At 73.4% G+C, this 20,384-nt stretch carries 17 protein-coding genes; 10 read left to right on the top strand and 7 right to left on the bottom strand.

The features are described 5' to 3' along the window. Positions 1-39 precede the first annotated feature (39 nt). Together ACF07S_RS16195 and ACF07S_RS16190 are read left to right on the top strand one after the other, a co-directional pair. Positions 40-1,035, top strand: coding sequence for an ATP-binding cassette domain-containing protein (locus tag ACF07S_RS16195; RefSeq protein WP_391974417.1), 996 nt, complete (start codon positions 40-42; stop codon positions 1,033-1,035). Then, positions 1,032-1,823 carry an ABC transporter permease gene (locus tag ACF07S_RS16190; RefSeq protein WP_391964741.1) on the top strand — a complete coding sequence of 264 codons (792 nt, stop codon included), beginning with the start codon at positions 1,032-1,034 and terminating at the stop codon, positions 1,821-1,823. The genes ACF07S_RS16195 and ACF07S_RS16190 overlap by 4 nt, the downstream gene beginning before the upstream one ends. 801 nt (positions 1,824-2,624) lie before the next feature. Here ACF07S_RS16190 and ACF07S_RS16185 read toward each other — a convergent pair. Then, the gene (locus ACF07S_RS16185; protein WP_391964740.1) at positions 2,625-3,425 is read right to left on the bottom strand and encodes a BTAD domain-containing putative transcriptional regulator; all 801 of its coding nucleotides are present in this window, start codon (positions 3,423-3,425) and stop codon (positions 2,625-2,627) included. A 197-nt stretch (positions 3,426-3,622) separates the two neighbouring features. Here ACF07S_RS16185 and ACF07S_RS16180 point away from each other — a divergent pair, with 197 nt between their 5' ends. Both ACF07S_RS16180 and ACF07S_RS16175 read left to right on the top strand, forming a co-directional pair. Further along, entirely contained in the window at positions 3,623-4,591 is a 969-nt protein-coding gene (locus ACF07S_RS16180) for a BTAD domain-containing putative transcriptional regulator (RefSeq protein WP_391964739.1), read from the top strand. A 149-nt stretch (positions 4,592-4,740) separates the two neighbouring features. Further along, positions 4,741-5,454, top strand: a complete 714-nt coding sequence (locus tag ACF07S_RS16175; protein WP_391964738.1) for a sirohydrochlorin chelatase — start codon at positions 4,741-4,743, stop codon at positions 5,452-5,454. 83 nt (positions 5,455-5,537) lie between these two features. On the opposite strand, the gene ACF07S_RS16170 is transcribed toward ACF07S_RS16175, so the two are convergent. Both ACF07S_RS16170 and solA read right to left on the bottom strand, forming a co-directional pair. Continuing rightward, positions 5,538-6,059, bottom strand: coding sequence for a flavin reductase family protein (locus ACF07S_RS16170; protein ID WP_391974416.1), 522 nt, complete (start codon positions 6,057-6,059; stop codon positions 5,538-5,540). Positions 6,060-6,089: 30 nt separating this feature from the next. Further along, entirely contained in the window at positions 6,090-7,232 is a 1,143-nt protein-coding gene (solA, locus tag ACF07S_RS16165) for an N-methyl-L-tryptophan oxidase (protein ID WP_391964736.1), read from the bottom strand. Positions 7,233-7,500: 268 nt separating this feature from the next. Here solA and ACF07S_RS16160 point away from each other — a divergent pair, with 268 nt between their 5' ends. Further along, entirely contained in the window at positions 7,501-8,307 is an 807-nt protein-coding gene (locus tag ACF07S_RS16160) for a BTAD domain-containing putative transcriptional regulator (protein ID WP_391974415.1), read from the top strand. Here ACF07S_RS16160 and ACF07S_RS16155 read toward each other — a convergent pair. After that, entirely contained in the window at positions 8,294-9,346 is a 1,053-nt protein-coding gene (locus ACF07S_RS16155) for an LLM class flavin-dependent oxidoreductase (protein WP_391964734.1), read from the bottom strand. The two genes, ACF07S_RS16160 and ACF07S_RS16155, sit on opposite strands and share 14 nt — an antisense overlap. 258 nt (positions 9,347-9,604) lie before the next feature. On the opposite strand from ACF07S_RS16155, the gene ACF07S_RS16150 reads away from it, so the two are divergent. Then, the gene (locus ACF07S_RS16150) at positions 9,605-10,951 is read left to right on the top strand and encodes a DegT/DnrJ/EryC1/StrS family aminotransferase (protein WP_391974414.1); all 1,347 of its coding nucleotides are present in this window, start codon (positions 9,605-9,607) and stop codon (positions 10,949-10,951) included. Further along, entirely contained in the window at positions 10,938-11,144 is a 207-nt protein-coding gene (locus ACF07S_RS16145; protein ID WP_391964732.1) for a 4-oxalocrotonate tautomerase family protein, read from the top strand. The genes ACF07S_RS16150 and ACF07S_RS16145 overlap by 14 nt, the downstream gene beginning before the upstream one ends. A 67-nt stretch (positions 11,145-11,211) precedes the next feature. Here ACF07S_RS16145 and ACF07S_RS16140 read toward each other — a convergent pair whose 3' ends face one another. Next, positions 11,212-12,957 (bottom strand): ABC transporter ATP-binding protein, encoded by a 1,746-nt coding sequence (locus ACF07S_RS16140; protein WP_391974413.1) that lies wholly within the window; start codon positions 12,955-12,957, stop codon positions 11,212-11,214. Then, positions 12,957-14,798 carry an ABC transporter ATP-binding protein gene (locus ACF07S_RS16135; RefSeq protein WP_391974412.1) on the bottom strand — a complete coding sequence of 614 codons (1,842 nt, stop codon included), beginning with the start codon at positions 14,796-14,798 and terminating at the stop codon, positions 12,957-12,959. Before ACF07S_RS16135 ends, ACF07S_RS16140 begins: the two co-directional genes overlap by 1 nt. Before the next feature lie 291 nt (positions 14,799-15,089). Between ACF07S_RS16135 and ACF07S_RS16130 the strand changes: the two genes are divergently transcribed. Continuing rightward, the gene (locus ACF07S_RS16130; protein ID WP_391974411.1) at positions 15,090-15,818 is read left to right on the top strand and encodes a TetR/AcrR family transcriptional regulator; all 729 of its coding nucleotides are present in this window, start codon (positions 15,090-15,092) and stop codon (positions 15,816-15,818) included. A gap of 215 nt (positions 15,819-16,033) precedes the next feature. On the opposite strand, the gene ACF07S_RS16125 is transcribed toward ACF07S_RS16130, so the two are convergent. Next, positions 16,034-17,341, bottom strand: a complete 1,308-nt coding sequence (locus ACF07S_RS16125; RefSeq protein ID WP_391964728.1) for a phenylacetate--CoA ligase family protein — start codon at positions 17,339-17,341, stop codon at positions 16,034-16,036. Between the two features lie 173 nt (positions 17,342-17,514). Here ACF07S_RS16125 and ACF07S_RS16120 point away from each other — a divergent pair, with 173 nt between their 5' ends. Both ACF07S_RS16120 and ACF07S_RS16115 read left to right on the top strand, forming a co-directional pair. Further along, complete coding sequence (locus tag ACF07S_RS16120; protein WP_391964727.1) at positions 17,515-18,657, top strand: ketoacyl-ACP synthase III family protein; 1,143 nt, start codon at positions 17,515-17,517, stop codon at positions 18,655-18,657. Then, positions 18,657-20,333, top strand: coding sequence for a (2,3-dihydroxybenzoyl)adenylate synthase (locus tag ACF07S_RS16115; protein WP_391964726.1), 1,677 nt, complete (start codon positions 18,657-18,659; stop codon positions 20,331-20,333). Before ACF07S_RS16120 ends, ACF07S_RS16115 begins: the two co-directional genes overlap by 1 nt. Positions 20,334-20,384 lie beyond the last annotated feature (51 nt).

Below are 20,384 nucleotides of genomic sequence, written 5' to 3'. Positions count from 1 at the left end.
TCCGGCCTTCCAACGGAGAACCTCATGCCTTCTTCTGTCATGCCCATGTCCAAAAAGGGAGACGGCCACCCGTCACCGGTCGCCGTCTCCGCCAGCGGTCTGCGCAAGTCCTACGGCGACCAGACCGTCCTCGACGGCATCGACCTGAACATCCCCGCCGGGTCCGTGTTCGCCCTGCTCGGCCCCAACGGCGCGGGCAAGACCACCGCCGTCAAGATCCTCTCCACGCTCATCACCGCCGACGGCGGCCGGGCCCGGGTCACGGGCCACGACCTCACCACCGACGCACAGGCCGTGCGCGCGGCCATCGGCGTCACCGGTCAGTTCTCCGCCGTGGACGGCCTGATCACCGGCGAGGAGAACCTGCTCCTGATGGCGGACCTGCACCACCTGTCCAAGCGGGAGGGGCGGCGCGTCGCCGCGGAGCTGCTGGAGCGCTTCGACCTCACCGAGGCGGCGAAGAAGCCGGCCGCCACGTACTCCGGCGGCATGAAGCGCCGCCTCGACATCGCCATGACCCTGGTCGGCGACCCGCGGGTCATCTTCCTCGACGAGCCGACCACCGGCCTCGACCCGCGCTCCCGCCACACCATGTGGGGCATCATCCGGGAGCTGGTCTCGGGCGGCGTCACCGTCTTCCTCACCACCCAGTACCTGGAGGAGGCCGACGAGCTCGCCGACCGCATCGCCGTGCTCCACGACGGCAGGATCGCCGCCGAGGGCAGTGCCGAGGAGCTGAAGCGGATCGTCCCCGGCGGACACGTCCGGCTCCGCTTCACCGACCCGGCCGCCTACCGGTCCGCCGCCTCCGCCCTGCGCGAGGCCACCCGGGACGACGAGGCGCTCGCCCTCCAGCTCCCCAGCGACGGCAGCCAGCGCGAGCTGCGCTCCATCCTCGACTGGCTCGACTCCGCCGGCGTCGAGGCGGACGAACTGACCGTGCACACACCCGACCTCGACGACGTCTTCTTCGCCCTCACCGACCAGCCGAACCAGCCGAACCAGCCGAACCAGCCCGAGGAGAACGTCCGATGAGCTCCCTCTCCCTCGCCGTCCGCGACTCGTCCACCATGCTGCGCCGCAACCTGCTGCACGCCCGGCGCTACCCGTCCCTGACGCTGAACCTGCTGCTCACGCCGGTCATGCTGCTGCTGCTCTTCGTCTACATCTTCGGCGACACCATGAGCGCGGGAATCGGGGACGGCGGCGCCGACCGGTCCGAGTACCTCGCGTACCTCTTCCCGGGAATCCTGCTGCTGACCATCGGCGGCACCACGATCGGCAGTGCGGTGTCCGTCGCCATGGACATGGACGAGGGCATCATCGCCCGCTTCCGCACCATGGCGATCCACCGCGGGTCCGTGCTCATCGGCCACGTCGTCGGCAGCGTCCTGCAGTGCGTGATGAGCGTGGTGCTGGTCGGCGCGGTCGCCGTGGCGATCGGGTTCCGGTCCACGGACGCCACCGTCCTGGAGTGGATCCTGGCGGTCGGGCTGCTCACGCTCGTCTCCCTGGCGCTCACCTGGATCGCGGTCGGAATGGGCCTGTCCAGCCCGAACGCCGAGGCGGCCGGCAACAGCGCGATGCCGCTGATGGTCCTGCCGCTCCTGTCCAGCGCCTTCGTTCCGGTCGACGCGATGCCGGGCTGGTTCCGGCCGATCGCCGAGTACCAGCCGTTCACCCCGGCCATCGAGACCCTGCGCGGTCTGCTCCTGGGCACCGGGATCGGCCACAACGGATGGCTCGCCGTGGCCTGGTGCGCGGGGCTGACCGTCCTGGGCTACGTCTGGTCCCAGTCACTGTTCCGGCGCGACCCGAAGTAGGGACCGGGAGCCGGCCCGGGGCGGCGCACTCCGACACCTCGTCGGCGTACGCCGCCCCGTCGGCGTTCCCGGCGGCCCGCGGCTGCTCCGGCACCGCGCCCAGCGTCCTCGGCACCCCGTACACGCCGACGCACAGGATGGCGGCGCTGCTGAGGACGAGTGCCGCGGTCAGCCACGTGCCGGCGCGGAAGCGCTTCGGCACCCCGGTGCAGCGCAGCCGCCGGACGGCGACGACCACGGCGAGCAGGAAGACGCCGCCACCGATGCCGCCGATCCGCACCATCAGTACCGGCGACTGCATCCGGAGGAAGAAGGCGGTCGACAGCAGTGGCAGGCACCAGGTGAGGACGCGGAGAGTGCGGGTGCGGGTGCGGGCGTGGGCGCGGACGTCGGTCCAGTCGATGACGCCGAGCAGGCCGAGCGTGTTGGTCCACAGCCGGGGAACGGAGGCCGGGGAGCCGGTGAGGGTGGAGAAGGGGACGGCGAAGGCACCGGCGAGGAACAGGTACTCGGCCCAGGGGCCCATGGTGTCCGTAGAGATCCGCGGCAGCGTGGTGATCGTCTCGTTGCCCTCGGGCACCAGGCCCTGCGGGTGGAGGACGGCCGCGCCGATGACGCAGAAGGACAGGGCGCACAGCACGCAGACGGCCAGGGGACGCCGACGTGGCGGCGTTCACCGGGCGCGGTACGCGGGTGGTGCCGGCCGAACCGGTGACCGAACCGGTGGCGGGGCCCGCCCCGGACCGGGCCACGGCGCCCGGGCCGGCCTGAGCGCCTGTCCGCGGCGCGCGTCCCGCGGCCTCAGCGGGCGAGCGCCGAGAGGGGGGAGGGACGCAGGGTCGCCGGGGGGACCGGGTCCTCGCGCAGGATCACCTGGAGCGTTTCCTTCAGCCGGCGCGAAGGCTCGATACCCAGGTGGTCGGTGAGCTGGCGCCGGGTGCTGTGGTAGGTCTCCAGCGCCTCCGCCCGGCGGCCGACGCGGTACAGCGCGAGCATCAGCAGCTCGGTGATGCGTTCGCGCCACGGGTGCACCACGCCGATCGCCCGCAGTTCGCCGATCGCGTCCTCGGTGAGACCGCAGCGCAGCTTCAGTTCCAGCTTGGTCTCGTGCGCGGCCAGGTACTCCTCCTCCAGCTGGACCGCCGTGCTGTGGCACAGCGGGCTGGCTCCCGTGTCCTGGAGCGGCTTGCCCTGCCACAGGGCGAGTCCGGACTCCAGCAGGCCGATGGCCGCCATGGGGTCACGTTCGGCCAGCTGCCGCGCCTCCGCGATGCGGCGCCGGAAGTCGTTCATGTCGATCCGGCAGGGATCGATTCGCAGCACGTAGCCCGCGGAGTGGGTGACCAGGGCCGGCGCCGGCTCCCCCGGCTCGGCGAGCCGGCCCAGCGTGCGGCGCAGCCGGGAGACCTGGGCCTGGAGCGCGTTGTGCGCCGTGTGCGGCGGATCGTCCCCCCACAGCTCGCTGTAGAGCTGCTCGTTGGTCAGCAGCCGGCTGCCGCTGACCAGGAGCGACGCCAGCAGGATCCGCTGACGGGAGCCTGCGATCGGAACGTGCTCGTTCTTCGTGATGATCCCGATGGGGCCGAGGAGCGTGAAGTCCATGGCGCAAAGCCTCACACGGCGCCACCGTCCGGCTCTTGAGGCGCATCTCATGCGCCTCTGGACTCTCGCTGGAGGCGAGATCAAGCCACCTCGGTCATACGACGGTTCACGCCGGACTGGTGATCGAGGGCACTACTCGATCCACGCGCCGGGTGACAGCATCGCATCGCCAGCGATACACGGGGAGAGGTTGGCTAGTGGAGATCAAGCTGTTAGGCACCCTGACTGCCAACTTTGCGCAACACGCCTGGACACCCAGCGCGGCCAAGCACCGTCAGGTACTCGCGCTGCTGGCCCTGCGGGCCCGGCGCACGGTGCCGGTGTGGGAGCTGGTCGACGAACTCTGGGGCGACCGCCCGCCGCGCAGCGCCCAGGCCACGCTGCAGACGTACCTGATGCAATTGAGACGCGGGATCGCCGCGGCGTACGGCCCGGACGGAGCGATTCGCGCCAAGGAGGTCCTCGCCACCGCGCACGGCGGCTACGTGCTCAACGCGGCACCCGGCCAGGTGGACGCGCTGGAGCACGAGAGCCTGGTGTCGGCCGGCCTGGCCGCGGCCCGCGCGAGGGACCACCGGCTCACCTCCGAACTCCTCAACCAGGCCCTCGCCCTGTGGCGGGGCGACGTCCTGTTCGACGTGCCCCTGGGGCCGGTGCTCCAGGTGGAGGTCCTGCGGCTGCAGGAGTCCAGGCTCAGCGCGTTCGAGATCTGCGTCGCGGCCGATCTCGCGCTCGGCCGGGGCATCGAGGTGCTCGCCAGGCTGACCGAGCTGACGGCGCGTTACCCCCTGCACGAACGCTTCCACCTGCAGCTGATGCTGTCGCAGTACCAGGCCGGACGCATGTGGCAGGCGCTGGAGACCTACCGGCGGCTGCACACCCGGCTGGTGACGGAACTGGGACTGGAGCCCTCGGAGGCGGTCCGCGAGGCACACCAGCGCATGCTGCGCGGTGACTCGCCCCAGCCCTCCATGGTCATCGGGGACCTGGACTGGAGCATGCCGATCGAGGTCGCCAACGCGCCGCTGCACCGCTGCGGACCCACCTGGCACGGCGAGGCCCCGGCGCCCCGTCACCCCGCCGTCAGCCGCGGGTCAAGGGCGTGCGCGGATCCGGTGCACACCCGGTCAGCGCACCGTCAGGGCGATGTGACCGGCTCCGGCTAGGGTGCCCCGGCGGCGGGTCCACCCGCCGCGGGCGGCGCACCGATCGGGGGGCACGGGTGACAGCGGTACGGGCGGGCACTGCGGGGCCGGCGGGGTGGCGGACACGCGCCGGGACGGCGCCGGACCCCGGTGGTCCGGCGCTGCTCCTGGTGAGCCACGGCAGCCGGGACGGGCGGCATGCCGAGACCGTGTGGGCACTGACCGGCCGGGTCCGGCTGGCGCGTCCCGGCCTGCGGGTGGAGACCGCCTTCCTGGACTTCGACACCCCGGGCGTGGCGGGCGCCCTGGAGGCGCTGCGGCGGGCCGGGACCACGCGGGCCGTGGCGGTTCCGCTGCTGCTCACCCGTGCCTACCACGCCAAGACCGACCTGCCCGCCGCGCTGGCGGGGGCACGCGGTCCGAGCGTGCGGCAGGCGGCCGTGCTCGGCGGCTCACCGCTGATCACCGCGGCGGTGCAGCGGCGGCTCTTCGAAGCGGGCCTGTGCGCGGCCGACCGGTCCACGACCGGCATCGTCCTGGCGGGGGCCGGCTCCACGGACCCGGAGGCGATCGCGTCGGTGGGCGCCGCGGCCCGGGAACTGTGGCGGGCGGGCTGGTGCGCGGCGCGGCCGGCGTTCGTCACCGGCCCCCGGCCGCGGCCCGGCGAGGTGGTGCGGGAACTGCGCGCGCGGGGCGTACCCCGGGTGGCGGTCGCCCCGTACGTCCTGGCGCCCGGCCTGCTGCCGGACCGTATCGCGGCCGAGGCGGCGGCGGCCCGGGCCGACGTCCTGTCCGCGCCGCTCGGCGACGCCCCGGAGATCGCGCGGCTGGTGGTGGAACGGGGCCTGGAGGCCTGCCGCACGGCGGACGCGCACGCCGGCTGAGCCCCCGGTGGCCCGCGCCGCCCGGCGAACCGGCCGGCGCGACCCCGGCTCCGGGCGCGGGTGTCCCGCGCCCGGTGGACCGTTCAGGCCAAGGCGTGGAAGGCCCGGCGGTACCAGAGGAGGGCGTCCGACGGGGCGTCCTGGACGGGGCCCGCGCGGACGGCGGACAGGGCACCGATCAGGAGGGTGTGGTCGCCGACCGGGATCGTCTCACGGGTCAGGCAGCGCAGGGCGGCCGTCGCGTCGGGGAACCAGGGCAGGTCGGTGCCGGGCCAGGTGGTGAAGCCGGCCCCGGCGAAGCGGTCGATGTCCCGCCGGGCGAACCGGTCGGCCAGCCAGCGGTGCCGGTCGGCGAGGACGTGGACGACGAACTCCCGCGAGGTGATCAGCGTCCGGTGCGAGCTGGAGGTGCGCGCGACGGCGACCTGGAGCAGCGGCGGATCGAGGGAGACCGACGTCACCGAGCTCGCGGTGCAGCCCCGGCGCCCGCCCCGGCCGTCCGGGGCGGTCACCACGGTGACGGGCGAGGCCAGTTCGGCCATGGCGTCCCGGAACTGCTGGGCGCTCACCAGCGGCGTCTGCCGGGAAGCGGGTGTCGACGTCATGCTCGTCCTCCTGGGGTTTCCGACACGGCATCAGCCGAAGCGGTTCGGGGACATGAATCCGAGGGGGACCGTCGTCGCCTCGCCCCGTACGATCTCGGCGAGCGCCTCCCCGATCCCGGTGGCGTGTTTGAAGCCGTGCGCGTTGTCGCCGCCCGCCACCACGACGCGCGGATCGTCACCGGGCCGGCCGATGACGAACTGGCCGTCCGGCGTACGGGTCAGCATGCAGACCGCGACCTTGGACGGCAGCGGTTCGAGCCCGGGCAGCTTGGCCGGAAGCAGTGCGGTGAGGGCGGACCAGTCCCCCGGCCCCACCGACCGGTCGTACTCCTCGGGGTCCAGGGGCGGCGCGTCGGCCCGGTCCTCGATGCCGAGCTTGACGTCGTGGCCGCCCTCCGCCCCGTTGCCCCACAGGATGGTGCCCTCGTCCAGCTCCCGCATGAAGACGGGGAACTGCTCCAGGCCGAAGCTCTCGTCCCGCGGCTCCAGTGGCCGGAACCAGGTGATGGGCATCCGCACGGTCTGCAGCGGCAGTCCGCCGACCAGCGAGGACAGCCAGGACCCGACCGTGAACACCACCTGGCGCACCCGCAGTTCACCTTGGGAGGTGCGCAGCACCGCACCGCCGGGGACCAGGTCGTAGGTGGCGATGGCGGTGTCGGTGAGCACGCGGGCGCCGCACTTCTCGGCCCGGTTGACCGCCGCGCGGATGGACAGCTCCGGCCGGATGATGCCGGCGGAGGGCTCCCGGACCCCGATGTGGCCCTCCGGGACCCCTACGTGGCGGGGGTAGTGGAAGCGCAGCGCCTGCCCGGTCAAGGTGCTCACCTCGATGCCGTGGCGGTAGGCGGCGGCCAGTGTGCCGCCCGCGACCCGGCCGTCGCGCGGGCCGATCAGCAGGCCGCCGACCGGGAAGAACAGCTGCTGGTCGGCGGACTCCTCGAGCCGGCCCCACAGTTCGCGGGAGCGCCGGGCCAGCGGCACGAGTCCCTCGTGCTCCAGGCAGGTGACCCGGAACATCCGCGAGCCGCCGTGCGAGGAGCCCAGCGAGTGGCCCGGACGGTGGCGCTCGACGCCGATGACGTCCACCCCGCGCTCGGCGAGCTGCCACAGCGCGCACGCTCCCCACGCTCCCAGGCCCACCACCGCGACCTCCGCGTCCCACCGCGCCATGCGTCCCCAACTCCTCACCCGTGGCTGTGACCCGCTCGTCCGCCGCGAACGGCGGAGGTTCCAGACGACCACGGCGCGGGCCGCCGGGTCGTGAGTAGCCGCCACTCAGTCCGCCGCCGTGCCGCATCCGCGGTGCGGGCGCCGTACGACCCGCTCGCCGTGCCCGCCGGCGGAGGGCCGGCGGAGATGAGTACCGGGCACTCAGGCGCCCGGGCGGCGGCCCGGGGTCAGCTGGGCCGAGCAGGGGTGTGCGACCGCGGAGGTGCAGATGCAGTTTCGAGTGCTGGGCGTCCCCGAGGTCCACGACGACGTCGCGGACCGGTGGGTGCCCCTGACCAGTCCCAAACAGCGGCAGCTGCTGGGGGCGCTGCTGGCACGGCCCGGCGTGCCCGTCCCCACGGCCCGTCTGATCGAGGAGCTGTGGAGCGGCCGCGCGCCCGGCAAGGCGGTGAACGCCCTCCAGGCCCACGTGTCCAGGCTCCGGCAGCTGCTGATCGAGGCGGAGCCGTCCCGCGCCAACACCCCGCGGCTGATGGCCCGCGACACGGGCTATGTGCTCCAGGCGCGTCCCGAGGAGCTGGACAGCGCCCGGTTCCGGCTGGCGACGGCCAGGGCCGTGAGCCTGCTCGGCAGCGACCCGCGGGCCGCCCGGGTCCTGTTGAAGGAGGCGCTGGAGCTGTGGCGGGGGCCGGCGATGGCGGGCAGCACCGGAGGTCCGCTGTGCGCCGGGGCGGCGGCGGAGCTGGAGGAGGAGCGGCTGAGTGCCCTGGAGGCGCTGTACGACGTCCAGCTGCGGCTCGGCCCGCACCGCGAGGCCGTCGGTGAACTGCGCAGGCTGACCGCCGCGCACCCGGGGCGGGAACGGTTCGGCGGCGGCCGGCCGTGGGAGGCGGACCTGCCGCCGGTGACGGCCGCCGCCGCGCCCGGGCCGGGCGACGGCGGCGAGCTGCTGCGGCTGCGTGCCCGGGTCGACGAACTCGTCGACGAGCAGCGGCTGCTGCGCTCCCAGGTGGAGCGGCTGTCCCTGCTGCTGACGCGGAGGGGACGGGCCCCGGGAGCGCTCACCCACCGGTGAAGGCGGGTGCCACCTCCCGGGCGAAGAGTTCCATGGCGCGGGCGGCGCGGTCGTAGGCCAGACCACCCGGGTTGAACTGCAGGCTGACCGTCAGATCGGCGCCGAACTCCTCACGCGTCCGCTCCAGTTGTGCGCGCACCTGCGCCGCGTCGCCGGCGAACACCTTGTTCGCGGCGAGGGACGCCGCGAAGTCGTACTTCCTGGCCTTCTCCAGGAACTTGTCGTATCCGGGGTAATCGGCCCGCGTTCCCCTCGCGAGCGGCTCCACGGCCTTCGTCATGTGGTCGATGTAGGAGCGCTCGTACGATTCCCCGGTGCGGCGGGCCTCCGCGGCGTCGTCGGCGAGATAGCAGGTGTACTTGATCTGGATGCGGCGGGCGGCCGGATCGTGGCCCGCCTCGTCCCAGGCGGCCCGGTACTTCTGCAGCATTCCGGAAAGCTGCTCGGCGCTGGTGACCGACGGCACCACCTGGAGGTGGTGGCCGGCCGTGCCGGCGGCCGCGCACGATTCCGCGCTCGTCGCCGAGGCGATGAAGACCGGGGGGTGCGGCGACTGGTACGGACGCGGCAGCAGCGTGACCGGGCCGAAGCGGTGGAAGCGGCCCTCGAAGACCACGTCCTCCTCGCTCCACAGCCGCACGCAGGCCGCCACGCCCTCGTCGAACCGGGCGCGGCTCTCGTCCATGGGGATGCCGAACGCCTCGAACTCCGTGGGCAGGAAGCCCCGGCCGAAGCCGACGTCGAGCCGGCCGTGCGAGAGGTGGTCGAGCATGGCCAGCTTGCCCGCCAGTTTGACGGGATGGGTGAAGGCGGGGACGACCGCGCCCGTGGTGATGCGGATACGGCTGGTGCGGGCGGCCATCGCGGTCAGCAGGGTGACCGGGTCGGGGCAGTACCCGCCGTAGCCGGTGAAGTAGTGCTCCACCGTCTGGACGTGCTCGAAGTCCAGCGCCTCCGCGAGGTCCACGAGGCGCAGGGTCTCCTCGTAATAGGACGTGGCGCTCTTCTGCGCGGGATCGACCACCGGAAAGAAATTCACGCCGAATTCCATAAACGCTTCGCCCCTCGTGTCGACCGGGTGTGCGGCCCGTTGGTCCGGTTCGTTCGGTTCACTCGTTCCGAATCCTGGGCCCGCGTTCACGGAAGGGCAAGCGCACGAGCGGATATTGACGCCCTGTCAAACTCCTGTCAGCTCCGACGATTAGCTTTCCCCGCGGGCGGACGGAAAACGTAGAGTCCTTTGCGTCGCCCATGTCGGCGACGGGAAACAATCCCCGAATCCAGCCGGAGGGTACTTATGCGCGGGGCCTACAGAGTTCCGTACGCGAGTCGCGGAAGCATCCTCGGTACGACGGAGGCGACCGCTCTGGGCCAGCTGCTCGAATCCGGTGCATCCCTGTCCATGGGAACCTGGCGCGAACGGTTCGAGCGGCGGTTCGGCGACCACGTCGGCACCCGGTACGCACTGAGCGTCACCAGTGGCACCGTCGCTCTGGAACTCGCCGTCCACCTGCTCGACCTGGCACCGGGGGACGAGGTCGTCGTCACCCCGCAGACCTTCCAGGCGACCGCCCAGCCCCTGCTCGACCGACAGGTCCGGGTGCGGTTCTGCGACATCGACCGGGAGTCGCTCAACATGGACCCGGCCGTGCTGAAGAGCCTGATCACGGACCGGACCCGGGCCATCCTGCTCGTCCACTACGGCGGCTGGCCGGCCGAGATGGACGAGATCGTGACCATGGCCAGGGAACGGGGCGTCCTGGTCGTCGAGGACTGCGCGCACGCCCTCGGTGCCCAGTACGACGGGCGGCGCCCGGGGTCGCTGGGCGACATCGGCTGCTTCAGCTTCCACGCGTCGAAGAACATCACCACGCTCGGCGAGGGCGGGATGCTCACCTTCGACCGTGACGACTGGGCCGAGCGGATCGACCGGCTGCGCTCCAACGAGGTCGACGGCGTGTTCGTCGCCGGGAGCGCGTCCCCGCTGGACGCCCCGGAGCTGCTGCCCTGGATGAAGTACTCGTCGTCGGTGTACCGGGACGCCTGCCTGGGCGTGCGCCGCAGCGGGACCAACGCGACGCTGTCGGAGGCCGCCTGCGTGGTGGGGCTGCACCAGCTCGACCGGCTGGAGGAGCTGGTCGGCCGGCGCCGGGCCATCGCCGCGCGGCTGAACGAGGTGGTGGACCGCCATCCGCACGCCCGGGCCGGCCGGCCGCGCTCCGGGGTGCACCACGCCCAGCACCTGTACACCTGCTTCGTGTCGGGCCCCAGCGGCACCCGCGAGGCGCTGGTGCGGGGACTCGACGCGCGGGGTGTCGAGGTGCAGCTCCGTTACTTCCCGCTGCACCTGACGCCGGAGTGGCGCTCCCGCGGACACGGGCACGGCGAGTGCCCGGTGGCGGAGGAACTGTGGTTCACCGAGCACGTCAACCTGCCCTGCCACCCGGGGCTGAGCGACGCCCAGGTGGACCACATGGCCGAGGCGCTGGACGCGGCCCTGGAGGACGCGCGCGCCGTGGCGGAGGGCACCGGGAACGCCGGGAGGGCCGCGCACACCGACCGCTCCGTGAACGCCGTGAACCCCGTGAACCCCGTGACCGACTGCGTACCCAGTACGAAGGAGACCTCCCATGCCGCTCATTGACGTCAAGCTCTACGAGGGCCGCCTGGACGGTGACACCGAGACGGAGCTGATCGCCAGGATCACCGACGCGGTCGCCGAGGTGTTCGGCGACGGGGCGCGCGCGTCGACCTGGATCGTCCTGCAGGAGGTGCCCGCCACGCGCTGGGGCATCGCCGGCGTACCGGGGAAGCCGCCGCTCTCGGCACGGGGGTGAAGCCGGGAGCGGCGGCCACGCCGATCCCCCGGCGGGCCCGCGCGCGCGGGCCCGCCGGGGGTCTTCCTCAGGTGGCGGCGGGCTTCCTGGCCAGCCGCCAGCCGCGGCTGCGGCTGCGCTCGGCCCAGAAGTCGGCGTACCGGCCCCCCTGGGCGATGAGCTCGTGATGCGTGCCGCGCTGGACGATCCGGCCCTCGTCGAGCACCAGGATCTGGTCCGCGGCCAGCACCGTCTGCAGCCGGTGGGCGATCACCAGCAGCGTGCGGTCCCGGGTGAGTTCCGACAGGGCGTGCTGGACGGCCCGCTCGTTCTCCGGGTCCAGGGACGCCGTGGCCTCGTCCAGCAGGACGATCGGCGCGTCCTTGAGCAGGGCACGGGCGATGGAGATCCGCTGCCGCTCACCGCCGGACAGCGCGGCCCCGCCCGCTCCGACCTGGGCCGACCAGCCGCCCGGGAGCCGCTGCGCGATCTCGTCGACCCGCGCCAGCTCGCCGGCCCGGCGCACCTCGGCGTCGGTCGCGTCGGGCCGGCCGGCCCTGATGTTGTCCTCGATGGTGCCCTCGAAGAGGTAGACGTCCTGGAACACCACGGAGATCCGGGACATCAGCTCCTCGGCCGGCAGCTCGCGGACATCCGCGCCGCCGACGCGCACGGCACCCGACCGCACGTCCCAGAACCGGGCGATCAGCCGCGCGATCGTGGTCTTGCCGGAACCCGACGGGCCGATCAGCGCGGTCATCGTGCGCTCGGGGATGCGGAAGCCGACGCCGTCCAGCACCGTGCGGCCGTCGTCGTAGGAGAACTCCACCGCGTCGAACTCGATGTCCGCGCCGGCCGGGTGCGCCGCACGCTCCGGCTCGGGCAGGGGCTTCTCGTCCAGCAGCCGCTGCACCCGGCCGAGTGCCGCGCCCGTCGAGCGCAGCGCGGAGCCGAGGTTGGCGGCCTCCGCCATCGGTTCGACGAACCGCGCGGCGAGCACCAGCAGGGCCAGCAGCTCGGGCACGGCGAGCGAACCGCCGAGCGCGAGGTAGGTGCCGCAGACCAGGATCACCGTGAAGGCCGCCTGCACCGTCAGGGTGAAGCCGACCTGGCCCGGGACGCCGGCCACCATCACCTGGCGTCCCGCGTCCCGCTGGGCGGACAGCGCCTCGTCGAGCCGGCTGTGGCCGTCGGCCCGGGAGCCGGGGAAGGCGCGCAGCACCGGCTGGGTGTCGGCGTACTCGATGACCCGGTTGGCCCCCTCCGTCATGGCCTGGGCGCGCAGCCGGTCGGCGGCGGCGGTGCGGCGGGTGCTCCAGCGCAGGACCAGGGCGATGACCGGGGCGGTGCAGGTCGCGGCGAGCGCCAGGCGCCAGTCGAACGCGTACATGAGGAGGACCACGGCGGCCGGCGTGAGCAGCCCGCTGATCAGCGGACGGAACAGGTAGCCGGGGACGCGCATGATGCCCATCACGGACTGGGTGGTGAGATTGCTCAGCTCACCGGTCCGGGTGGGGCCGAACCAGCCGAGCGGCAGCATGGAGACGTGGTCGCCGATCCGGTTGTGCAGCACCTTGGAGAGCGCGGCACCCGCCTGGAAACCTCTCTTGGTGGCCAGGTAGTGCACCGCGGACTGCGCCACGGCCGCGGCGGCCACCGCCCACACCCACGGCCAGGCCCGCTCGGGCTCGTCGCCCAGCAGCCGCTCGAGCACCGGCACGATCAGGACGAACGCCACCGCCTGCAGGACGGCGCCGAGGACCTGCAGGGCGAGCACGGTCCGCAGCAGCCGCCGCTCGGCGGGGCCGACCACGGCCATCATTTGACGGATCATCAGACTGCCTCCTCGACCGCGGTACGGGGGGCGGCGGTCGCGCTCACCGTTGTCCCGTCCGTCCCGTCCGTCCCGCCGGCGGCGGTGGACTCCGCCGGGCCGCCGGGGCGCCAGGCGGTACTGCGCTCGTGGGCCTCCCACATCCCCGCGTAGGTGCCCCGCAGGGCCAGCAGTTCGGCGTGGGTGCCCCGCTCCACCACGCGCCCGCCGTCGAGGACGACGATCTGGTCGGCGTCCTTCACCGTGGACAGGCGGTGCGCGATGACCAGCAGGGTACGGCCGTGGGTGAGCTCGGACAGGGCGTCCTGGACCGCCGCCTCGGACTCCGGGTCGGCGTACGCGGTGGCCTCGTCCAGGACGAGGACGGGGGTGTCGGCGAGCATGGCCCGGGCGATGGACAGCCGCTGCGCCTCGCCGCCGGAGAACCGCGCGTCCTCGCCGACCACGGAGTCGTAGCCGCGCGGCAGTTGCGTGATCCGCTCGTGGATGCGGGCGCGCCTCGCGGCGTCGGCCAGCTCGTCGTCGGTGGCGTCCGGCCGGGCGATCGACAGGTTGGCGCGGACGGTGTCGCGCAGCAGGCGTACGTCCTGGAAGACGAAGGACATCCGCCGGTAGATCTCCTCGGGGGCGAGGTCGCGCAGGTCCGTGCCGCCGACGCGGACCGTGCCCTCGTCCGGGTCCCAGAAGCGCGGCAGCAGGGACGCCAGGGTGCTCTTGCCCGCGCCCGAAGGACCCACCAGCGCGGTGGTGGTCCCGGGCTCCAGGGTCAGGTCCACGCCGCTCAGGACGCGGTGCTCGCCGTCGTGCGAGAAGGTGACGCCCTCGAACGACACCGCTCCGGGGCCGGCCGCGGCGGGCTGCTCCGGCAGGGGCAGTTCGGGGGTGGCCAGCACCGCGCCGATGCGGTCCGCGGCGGCCTTGGCGGCCCGCACCTCCTCCTCGGCAAAGCTGATCGTCAGGACGGGAGTGGTGATCCCGACGGCGAGCAGCGCGAACGGCACCAGGTCCTCGGGGGCGGTCTTGCCGGCGGTGATCAGGGCCGTGCCGCCGAGCAGGACGGTGAACAGCATCGTGGGCGCCGACAGCACGATCTCGGACAGGGCCCGCGGGGAGGCCAGGGAGTCGACCCAGCCGCGGAAGAACGAGGCGAACCGGTCCGCCGCCTCGGCGTAGCGGCGGTGGGCGCGCCGGGTCTGGCCGAAGGTCTTCACCACGGCGATGCCCTGGACGAACTCCACGGCGGCGCCGTTGATGTCGGCCATCGCCGCGTCGAGCGCGGGCAGGTTCTTCTTGAACGCCGCGCCGGTGCGGCCGAACAGGCCGATGCCGAGGACCAGCGGGATCATCGCGATCAGCGCCATGCGCCAGTCCACCCAGAACAGGTAGGCGAGCGTCGACAGGGGCACGATCACCGCGGCCGTCAGTTCCAGCAGCGAGTGCGCGACCAGGTGGTGCAGCGCGTGCACGTCGTCCTGCACGGCCTTCTTCACGGCGCCCCCGCCGCGCCCCGAGAACCAGCCCAGCGGAACCCTGTCGAGCCGCCCGACGAGCAGTCGGCGGATGGACAGCTGGAGGTCGTTCTCGGCGAGGTGGCTGACGACACCGGCGGTCACCAGGAACAGCAGGCGCACCAGGAGGCAGGCGACCGCCAGGGCCGTGACGGTCCAGGCGCGGTCGCGGTCCGCCGGGCCGTCGGCGAGCAGCACCCGGGCCAGCTCTGCGACGGCCAGGAAGGGGGCGATGTTGAGCAGGGCGGAGACTGCCTGGCAGAGGACCGCCAGAGCCAGCCGCCTGCGGATGGGCTGCAGTAATGACGGAAGCGCGGCGGGTTCCGCGGCCATCGTCGTCCTCCGATCGGGAGCGCAGGCGGGTGGCGGCTGCGCGGGGGCGTGGGTGCGGGTACGAGTACGGGTACGGAGAGGTACTACCCAGTGGGTAATTGTAGATGCTACTACCCACTGGGTAATAGACTCCGTCCACCATACGATGGAGCGGGCGGGCCGGGTCAAGAAATGCCGGCGGCCCGGAGACCGGGTTTCGGGTCCGGGCTCCGGGCCCCGGGCTCCGGGCTTCACGTTGCGCCTCGGGCCCCGGACCGCGGAGACAGTCGAGGAGTGGATACATTGCCTGCCATGCCCAGTTCGCCCGCACCCGGTGGCCGGGGACGGCGCCCCGTCGACCGGCCGCCGATCACGCCCGCGGGCATCGTCGACGCGGCGCTCCGGCTCACCGAGACCGACGGCCTCGACGCCTGGTCCACCCGGCAGCTGGCCGCCGCCCTGGAGGTGTGGCCGCGGGCCGTCTACCACCACGTCGGGGACCGCGACGCGGTGGCGGACGCCGTCGCCGACCGGGTGGTGAGCATGATCCCGCTGCCGCCGCGGGAGCTTCCGTGGCGGGAGTGGTTCGGCTCGCTGCTCCTGGAAGGGCGGCCGGTGCTGCGGCGCTACCGCGGGGTGGCCCGCCGGCTGGTGCGGATCGGGCCGATCATCCCGTCGGCGCTGACGATGATGGACCGGGGCATCCTGGTGCTCCAGGAGGCCGGGTTCGGTGACGGGGCGACGGCCGCGTACCGGTATCTCACCAACTCCGCGTTCACGCTGGTGATGGTCGAGGACGACCGGGCGGAGAACCTGCCGGAGGCGCGGGTCCGGCTGGCGGGCGCGCTGGCCGCGCACCGCGACGATCCCGAGCGGCGTGGCCTGGCCGCCGTCGGGGCCGCGGTCACCAGCCGGGGTACCGATGACCCGGAGGCGATCGCGGCCCTGGAGGACGACTTCTACGCGTACACCGTGGAGCGGTCGCTGGACGGGGTGGCGGCGGTTCTCGAACGGCCGGACCGGGGTGGGCTGCAGGGGTGACGGTGCCCGCGGCGCCACCGCGGCTCCGGTGAGGACCGGTGCGGCGCCCGCCGGCCGGGGCCGCGCCCCGTACGCGGCAACAGCCGTCCGGCCGCGGACGGCCGCGTCGCCCGTCACGGGCGGCGTGCCACCTCCCCCGCGGGCAGTCGTCCGCGGGGCGAGGGGGGTCCGCCCCGCTCGGGGAAAGGGGAGGGCCCGGGGCGGCCGGGGCGGAGTCAGTAGTACAGCAGCGCGCTGTCCCAGTCCTCCCCGGGACCGAACAGGCCCCTGGGCTTGAGGGCGTCCGGGTTGGCGGTGAGGACGTGGGACGGCACCAGCTTGCCCGGGGCCAGCGCCTCCACCCGGCACGGGACGGCGAGTTCGCGTCGCACGGACTCGGCGAGCCGCAGTTCCACCCCGGCGGCGCGCTCCTCGGGCGCCTCCACCTGGATGTGCAGCAGATCGCGGCCGGCCCGGGCCCGCCAGAACAGGACACCGTCCTGCGGGGGCAGCCCGAACACCAGGTCCTCCACCTGGTGCTGGTCCACCGAACCCCCGCCGACCGGCCAGGCGGAACCGCCCCGGCCGAGCACCCGTACCACCGGCAGCCGCCAGCCGCAGGCGCAGTCCGTGTACTCCACCTCCACCTCGTCGTCGAGGTTGTAGCGCAGCAGCGGCATGGCCTCCCGGTAGAGGGGAGTCACCACCAGGCGGCCCCGGCCCTCGTCGGACAGCGTGCCGCTGGTGGGGTCCAGGACCTCGCACAGCACCCGGTCCGCCCACAGGTGCAGCCGGCCCTCCGGGCACTGCCCGGCCAGGGTGCCGGTCTCCGTCGAGCCGTACTCCTCCACGACCGGCGCGTTCCACAGGGCGCCGATGCGTGCCCGGCGGGCCGGTGACAGCGGCTCGCCGCCGACGAACAAGGCCCGCAGCGCGGGGAAGTCGGTGGCCGGGTCCAGGCCGGCCGCCCGGGCCGCCGCGGCCCACAGCAGCGTCTCCGTGGGGTTGGACCAGGTCAGCGTGACCCCCAGGCGGTGCAGCAGCCGTACCGTACGGGCCGCGGGGGTGGCCGCCGACCGGCTGTCGGCGGGGACCACGGTCGCCCCCTTCGAGCGGGCCGCGGCGTGCGCGAGATGGCCCGTGATCATCAGGGCGTAGGGGGTGCGGACCAGGAAGGTGTCGCTCGCCTCGATGCCGACCCACTTGCGGGCGTAGCGCTCCGCGAGGTCCGCCCAGTCGTTCGCGGTGTAGTACGAGGCGGTGGGCTGTCCGGCCGAGCCGCTCGACTCGTGGTAGGTCGCCAGTTCCGTACGGTTCACGGCGAGCAGGCCGAACGGGTAGGCGTCGCGCAGGTCCTGCTTGCCGGTCGGCTCCAGGGAACGCAGGTCGGCCGGGGTCGCGGGGGCCGCGCGGGTGGCGTGGCGGGACCGGTAGAAGGGGGAACGGGCGGCTCGGGCGAGGAGCAGCCGCAGTTGTCTCTCCTGGAGCGCGCGCAGTTCCCCGGTGCTCTTCCAGTCGCCGATCTCCGGCCTGGTCGCTGTCATGGCGGATGCCTCCTCAAGCCCACGCCTGTCCGTACCCCCAGCACAGCAGTGGCGGGGCGGGACCTCGTGAGTGCGGGCTACTCATCTGCCCGCGGCCGGACCCCGCGCCCGGGCGGGAGGCGCGGGGGCGGGGGCGCGCGGAGATGAGTGACCGCTACTCAGGTGCCGCCCGGGTGCGCGCTGTTGTGCTGGTGGCGATCCACCGTGTGCACACAGCAGAGACGAGAGGGGCCGGGGTGAAGGTCGAGGACATCCATCTGTCGGGCGTGGGCTGCTACGTTCCCGAGCTCGTGCCGACCGACCTGGCGGTCAAGGACGGCCGCCTCGACGCAGGGTACCGGGAGGCGTCGGGCATCGAGTCCGTCGCCGTCGAGGACACCGTACCGGCGCCGGACATGGCGATCCGCGCCGCGCGGACGGCGCTGGCGCGATCGGGGCAGGAACCCGACGACTTCGCGGCACTGCTGCACAGCAGCGCCTACCACCAGGGGCCCGACGGCTGGTCGGCCCCGCACTACGTACTGCTCAACACCCTGGACCGGCCGGTCCCCGCCCTGGAGATCCGGCAGGGCTGCCTGGGGATGGTGGCCGGCCTGGAGGCGGCGGCCTGCCGGCTGTCGCTGGACCGGTACACCGGCGGCGGGGGCGGGGACAGTGTCCTGCTGACCACCGGTGACAACTTCTCGACGCCCATGGTCGACCGCTGGACCTCCTCCAAGCTGTTCCTCTTCGGGGACGCCGGGTCGTCGCTGGTGGTGTCGCGCCGGCCGGGCTTCGCCCGGGTGCTCGCCGTCGGCTCGCTGTCGGACCCGCGCATGGAGGCCCTGCACCGGGGCGGCGAGGCGCTGCTGCCGCCGAGCGTCACCGCGGGCATCCCGCTCGACTTCGACTCCCGGGTGCAGTACTGGCGCCGGCAGTGGGCCTCCGGGGTGAAACCGCCCATCGGGCACTTCGGCGACCAGGTCGCGGCGATCGCCGAGCGCACCGCCGCGGAGGCCGGGGTCGCGCTGTCCGACATCCGCCGCTTCTGCCACGTCGGGTTCAACGAGGACCCGCTGCTGACCATGTTCCTCGAGCCGCTCGGCGTCGGCCTGGAGCAGGGCACCTGGGAGATCTGCCGGCGGATCGGCCACACCGGGGTCAGCGACTTCGTCATCGCCCTGGAACGGCTGTGGCTGGACGGCGAGGTCGGCCCCGGCGACCACGTGATGCTCATCGGCGCGGCCACCGGCATGGAGGCCGGGTGCGCCGTCCTGGAGATCACCGCGGAACCGACGGCCGAGCAGCGCTCGGTGCCGGCGCGGGAGGAGGCGTGATGCTGGAGCACTGCACCCCCTGGCCGGCCGAGCGGGCCGAGCGCTACCGCCGTGAGGGGTACTGGCGCGGCGAGAGCCTGGTACGGCTGCTCGCCGACGCCGCGCGCACCCACGGTCCGAAGACCGCGCTGGTCGGCGGCGGCCGGCGGATCGGTTACGCCGAACTGGAGCGGGAGGTGCGGCGGCTCGCCGCCGGTTTCCGGGCCCACGGGATCGGCGACCGCGACCGGGTCGTGGTCCAGCTGCCCAACACCCCCGACTTCGTGCGGGTGTGCTTCGCCCTGTTCGCCATCGGGGCCCGGCCCGTCTTCTCGCTGCCCGCCCACCGGGACGTGGAGATCCGCCACCTGTGCGAACTGTCCGGCGCGGTCGGCTATGTGAGCCCGGGCCTGCTGCGGGGCTTCGACCACGCCGCTCTCGCCCGTCGGACACGGCGGGAAGTCCCCACGCTGAAGCACCTGTTCGTGTGCGGTGACGACCCGTCCGGCACGGACGGCGATCCGGTGGTGCCGCTGTCCGAGGTCGACAGCGACCCGGAGGCCTGCACGTTCCCGGTGCTGGACCCCTCGGACGTGGCGTTCTTCCTGCTCTCGGGCGGGACCACCGCGCTGCCCAAGCTCATTCCGCGGACCCACGACGACTACACGTACCAGGTGCGGGCCGCCGGTTCGGCCGCCTCGCTGACCGAGCGGGACGTGTACCTCGCCACGCTGCCCGTGGCGTTCAACTTCACCTGGGGCTGTCCCGGGATCGTGGGCACGCTGCGGGCCGGCGGCACCGTGGTGTTCGCCGAGGACCCGACACCCGAGACGTGCTTCCCGCTCATCGCGCGGGAGCGGGTGACCATCACCTCGGTGGTGCCGAGCGTCGTGCAGCTGTGGCTCGAGGGCGCCGAGTGGCTCACCGACGACCTGTCGAGCCTGCGCACCCTGCAGATCGGCAGCGCCAAGCTGCACCGCACCATCGCCGAACAGATCGAACCGGCCTTCGGCTGCCGCCTCCAGCAGGTGTTCGGGATGGCGGAGGGGCTGTGCACCTTCACCCGGGCCGACGACCCGGACGAGACGGTGCTCACCACCCAGGGCCGGCCGATCTCGCCCGCGGACGAGATCCGGATCGTGGACGAGGAGGGCGGGGAGGTGCCGGCCGGCGAGGTCGGCGAACTCCTCGCGCGCGGCCCGTACACGCTCCAGGGCTACTACCGCGCGCCCGAGCACAACGCCCGCGCGTTCACCGACGACGGCTTCTACCGCAGCGGCGACCTGGCCCGGCTCACCGAGGACGGCGCTCTCGTCATCGAGGGCCGCATCAAGGACGTCATCATCCGTGGCGGCGACAAGGTCTCCGCCGCCGAGGTCGAGGAACACCTCCAGGCACTGGAGGGGGTGGCCCGCGCGGCGGTCGTCGCCGTGCCCGACGACTTCCTGGGCGAACGCACCTGCGCCTGCCTGGTCGGGGCCGACGGCGCCGAGGAGATGCTGCTGCCGGAACTGAAGCGGGCCATGCAGGCCCGCGGGCTCGCCGAGTACAAGCTGCCCGACCGGCTCGTGTACCTCGACGAGCTGCCCCTCACCGGTCTCGGCAAGACGGACAAGAAGGCGCTGGCCGCGCTGGTCCGGGGCGAGCGGCCGGCGGAGTCGGGGGCCTTCGTGCCCGCCCGCGACCGTACGGGCTGAGTGCCGTTCGCCGCCCTGTCATCCCACGACCGAAGGAAGGCCCGCACCGCC

Source organism: Streptomyces sp. NPDC016640 (assembly GCF_043076215.1).
In the GTDB taxonomy this organism is placed as follows: domain Bacteria; phylum Actinomycetota; class Actinomycetes; order Streptomycetales; family Streptomycetaceae; genus Streptomyces.
The sequence above is the reverse complement of the archived record's forward strand: the minus strand, read 5'-3'. Positions and strand labels throughout refer to the sequence as shown.

Excerpts from the sequence above, each read along its gene's own strand:
- ACF07S_RS16190 (WP_391964741.1), top strand. The coding sequence starts at position 1,032 with ATGAGCTCCCTCTCCCTCGCCGTCCGCGACTCGTCCACCATGCTGCGC.
- ACF07S_RS16115 (WP_391964726.1), top strand. The coding sequence starts at position 18,657 with ATGCTGGAGCACTGCACCCCCTGGCCGGCCGAGCGGGCCGAGCGCTAC.
- ACF07S_RS16160 (WP_391974415.1), top strand. The coding sequence starts at position 7,501 with ATGCAGTTTCGAGTGCTGGGCGTCCCCGAGGTCCACGACGACGTCGCG.
- ACF07S_RS16130 (WP_391974411.1), top strand. The coding sequence starts at position 15,090 with ATGCCCAGTTCGCCCGCACCCGGTGGCCGGGGACGGCGCCCCGTCGAC.
- ACF07S_RS16125 (WP_391964728.1), bottom strand. The coding sequence starts at position 17,341 with ATGACAGCGACCAGGCCGGAGATCGGCGACTGGAAGAGCACCGGGGAA.
- ACF07S_RS16150 (WP_391974414.1), top strand. The coding sequence starts at position 9,605 with ATGCGCGGGGCCTACAGAGTTCCGTACGCGAGTCGCGGAAGCATCCTC.
- ACF07S_RS16185 (WP_391964740.1), bottom strand. The coding sequence starts at position 3,425 with ATGGACTTCACGCTCCTCGGCCCCATCGGGATCATCACGAAGAACGAG.
- ACF07S_RS16145 (WP_391964732.1), top strand. The coding sequence starts at position 10,938 with ATGCCGCTCATTGACGTCAAGCTCTACGAGGGCCGCCTGGACGGTGAC.
- ACF07S_RS16170 (WP_391974416.1), bottom strand. The coding sequence starts at position 6,059 with ATGACGTCGACACCCGCTTCCCGGCAGACGCCGCTGGTGAGCGCCCAG.
- ACF07S_RS16135 (WP_391974412.1), bottom strand. The coding sequence starts at position 14,798 with ATGGCCGCGGAACCCGCCGCGCTTCCGTCATTACTGCAGCCCATCCGC.
- solA (WP_391964736.1), bottom strand. The coding sequence starts at position 7,232 with ATGGCGCGGTGGGACGCGGAGGTCGCGGTGGTGGGCCTGGGAGCGTGG.
- ACF07S_RS16140 (WP_391974413.1), bottom strand. The coding sequence starts at position 12,957 with ATGATCCGTCAAATGATGGCCGTGGTCGGCCCCGCCGAGCGGCGGCTG.
- ACF07S_RS16195 (WP_391974417.1), top strand. The coding sequence starts at position 40 with ATGCCCATGTCCAAAAAGGGAGACGGCCACCCGTCACCGGTCGCCGTC.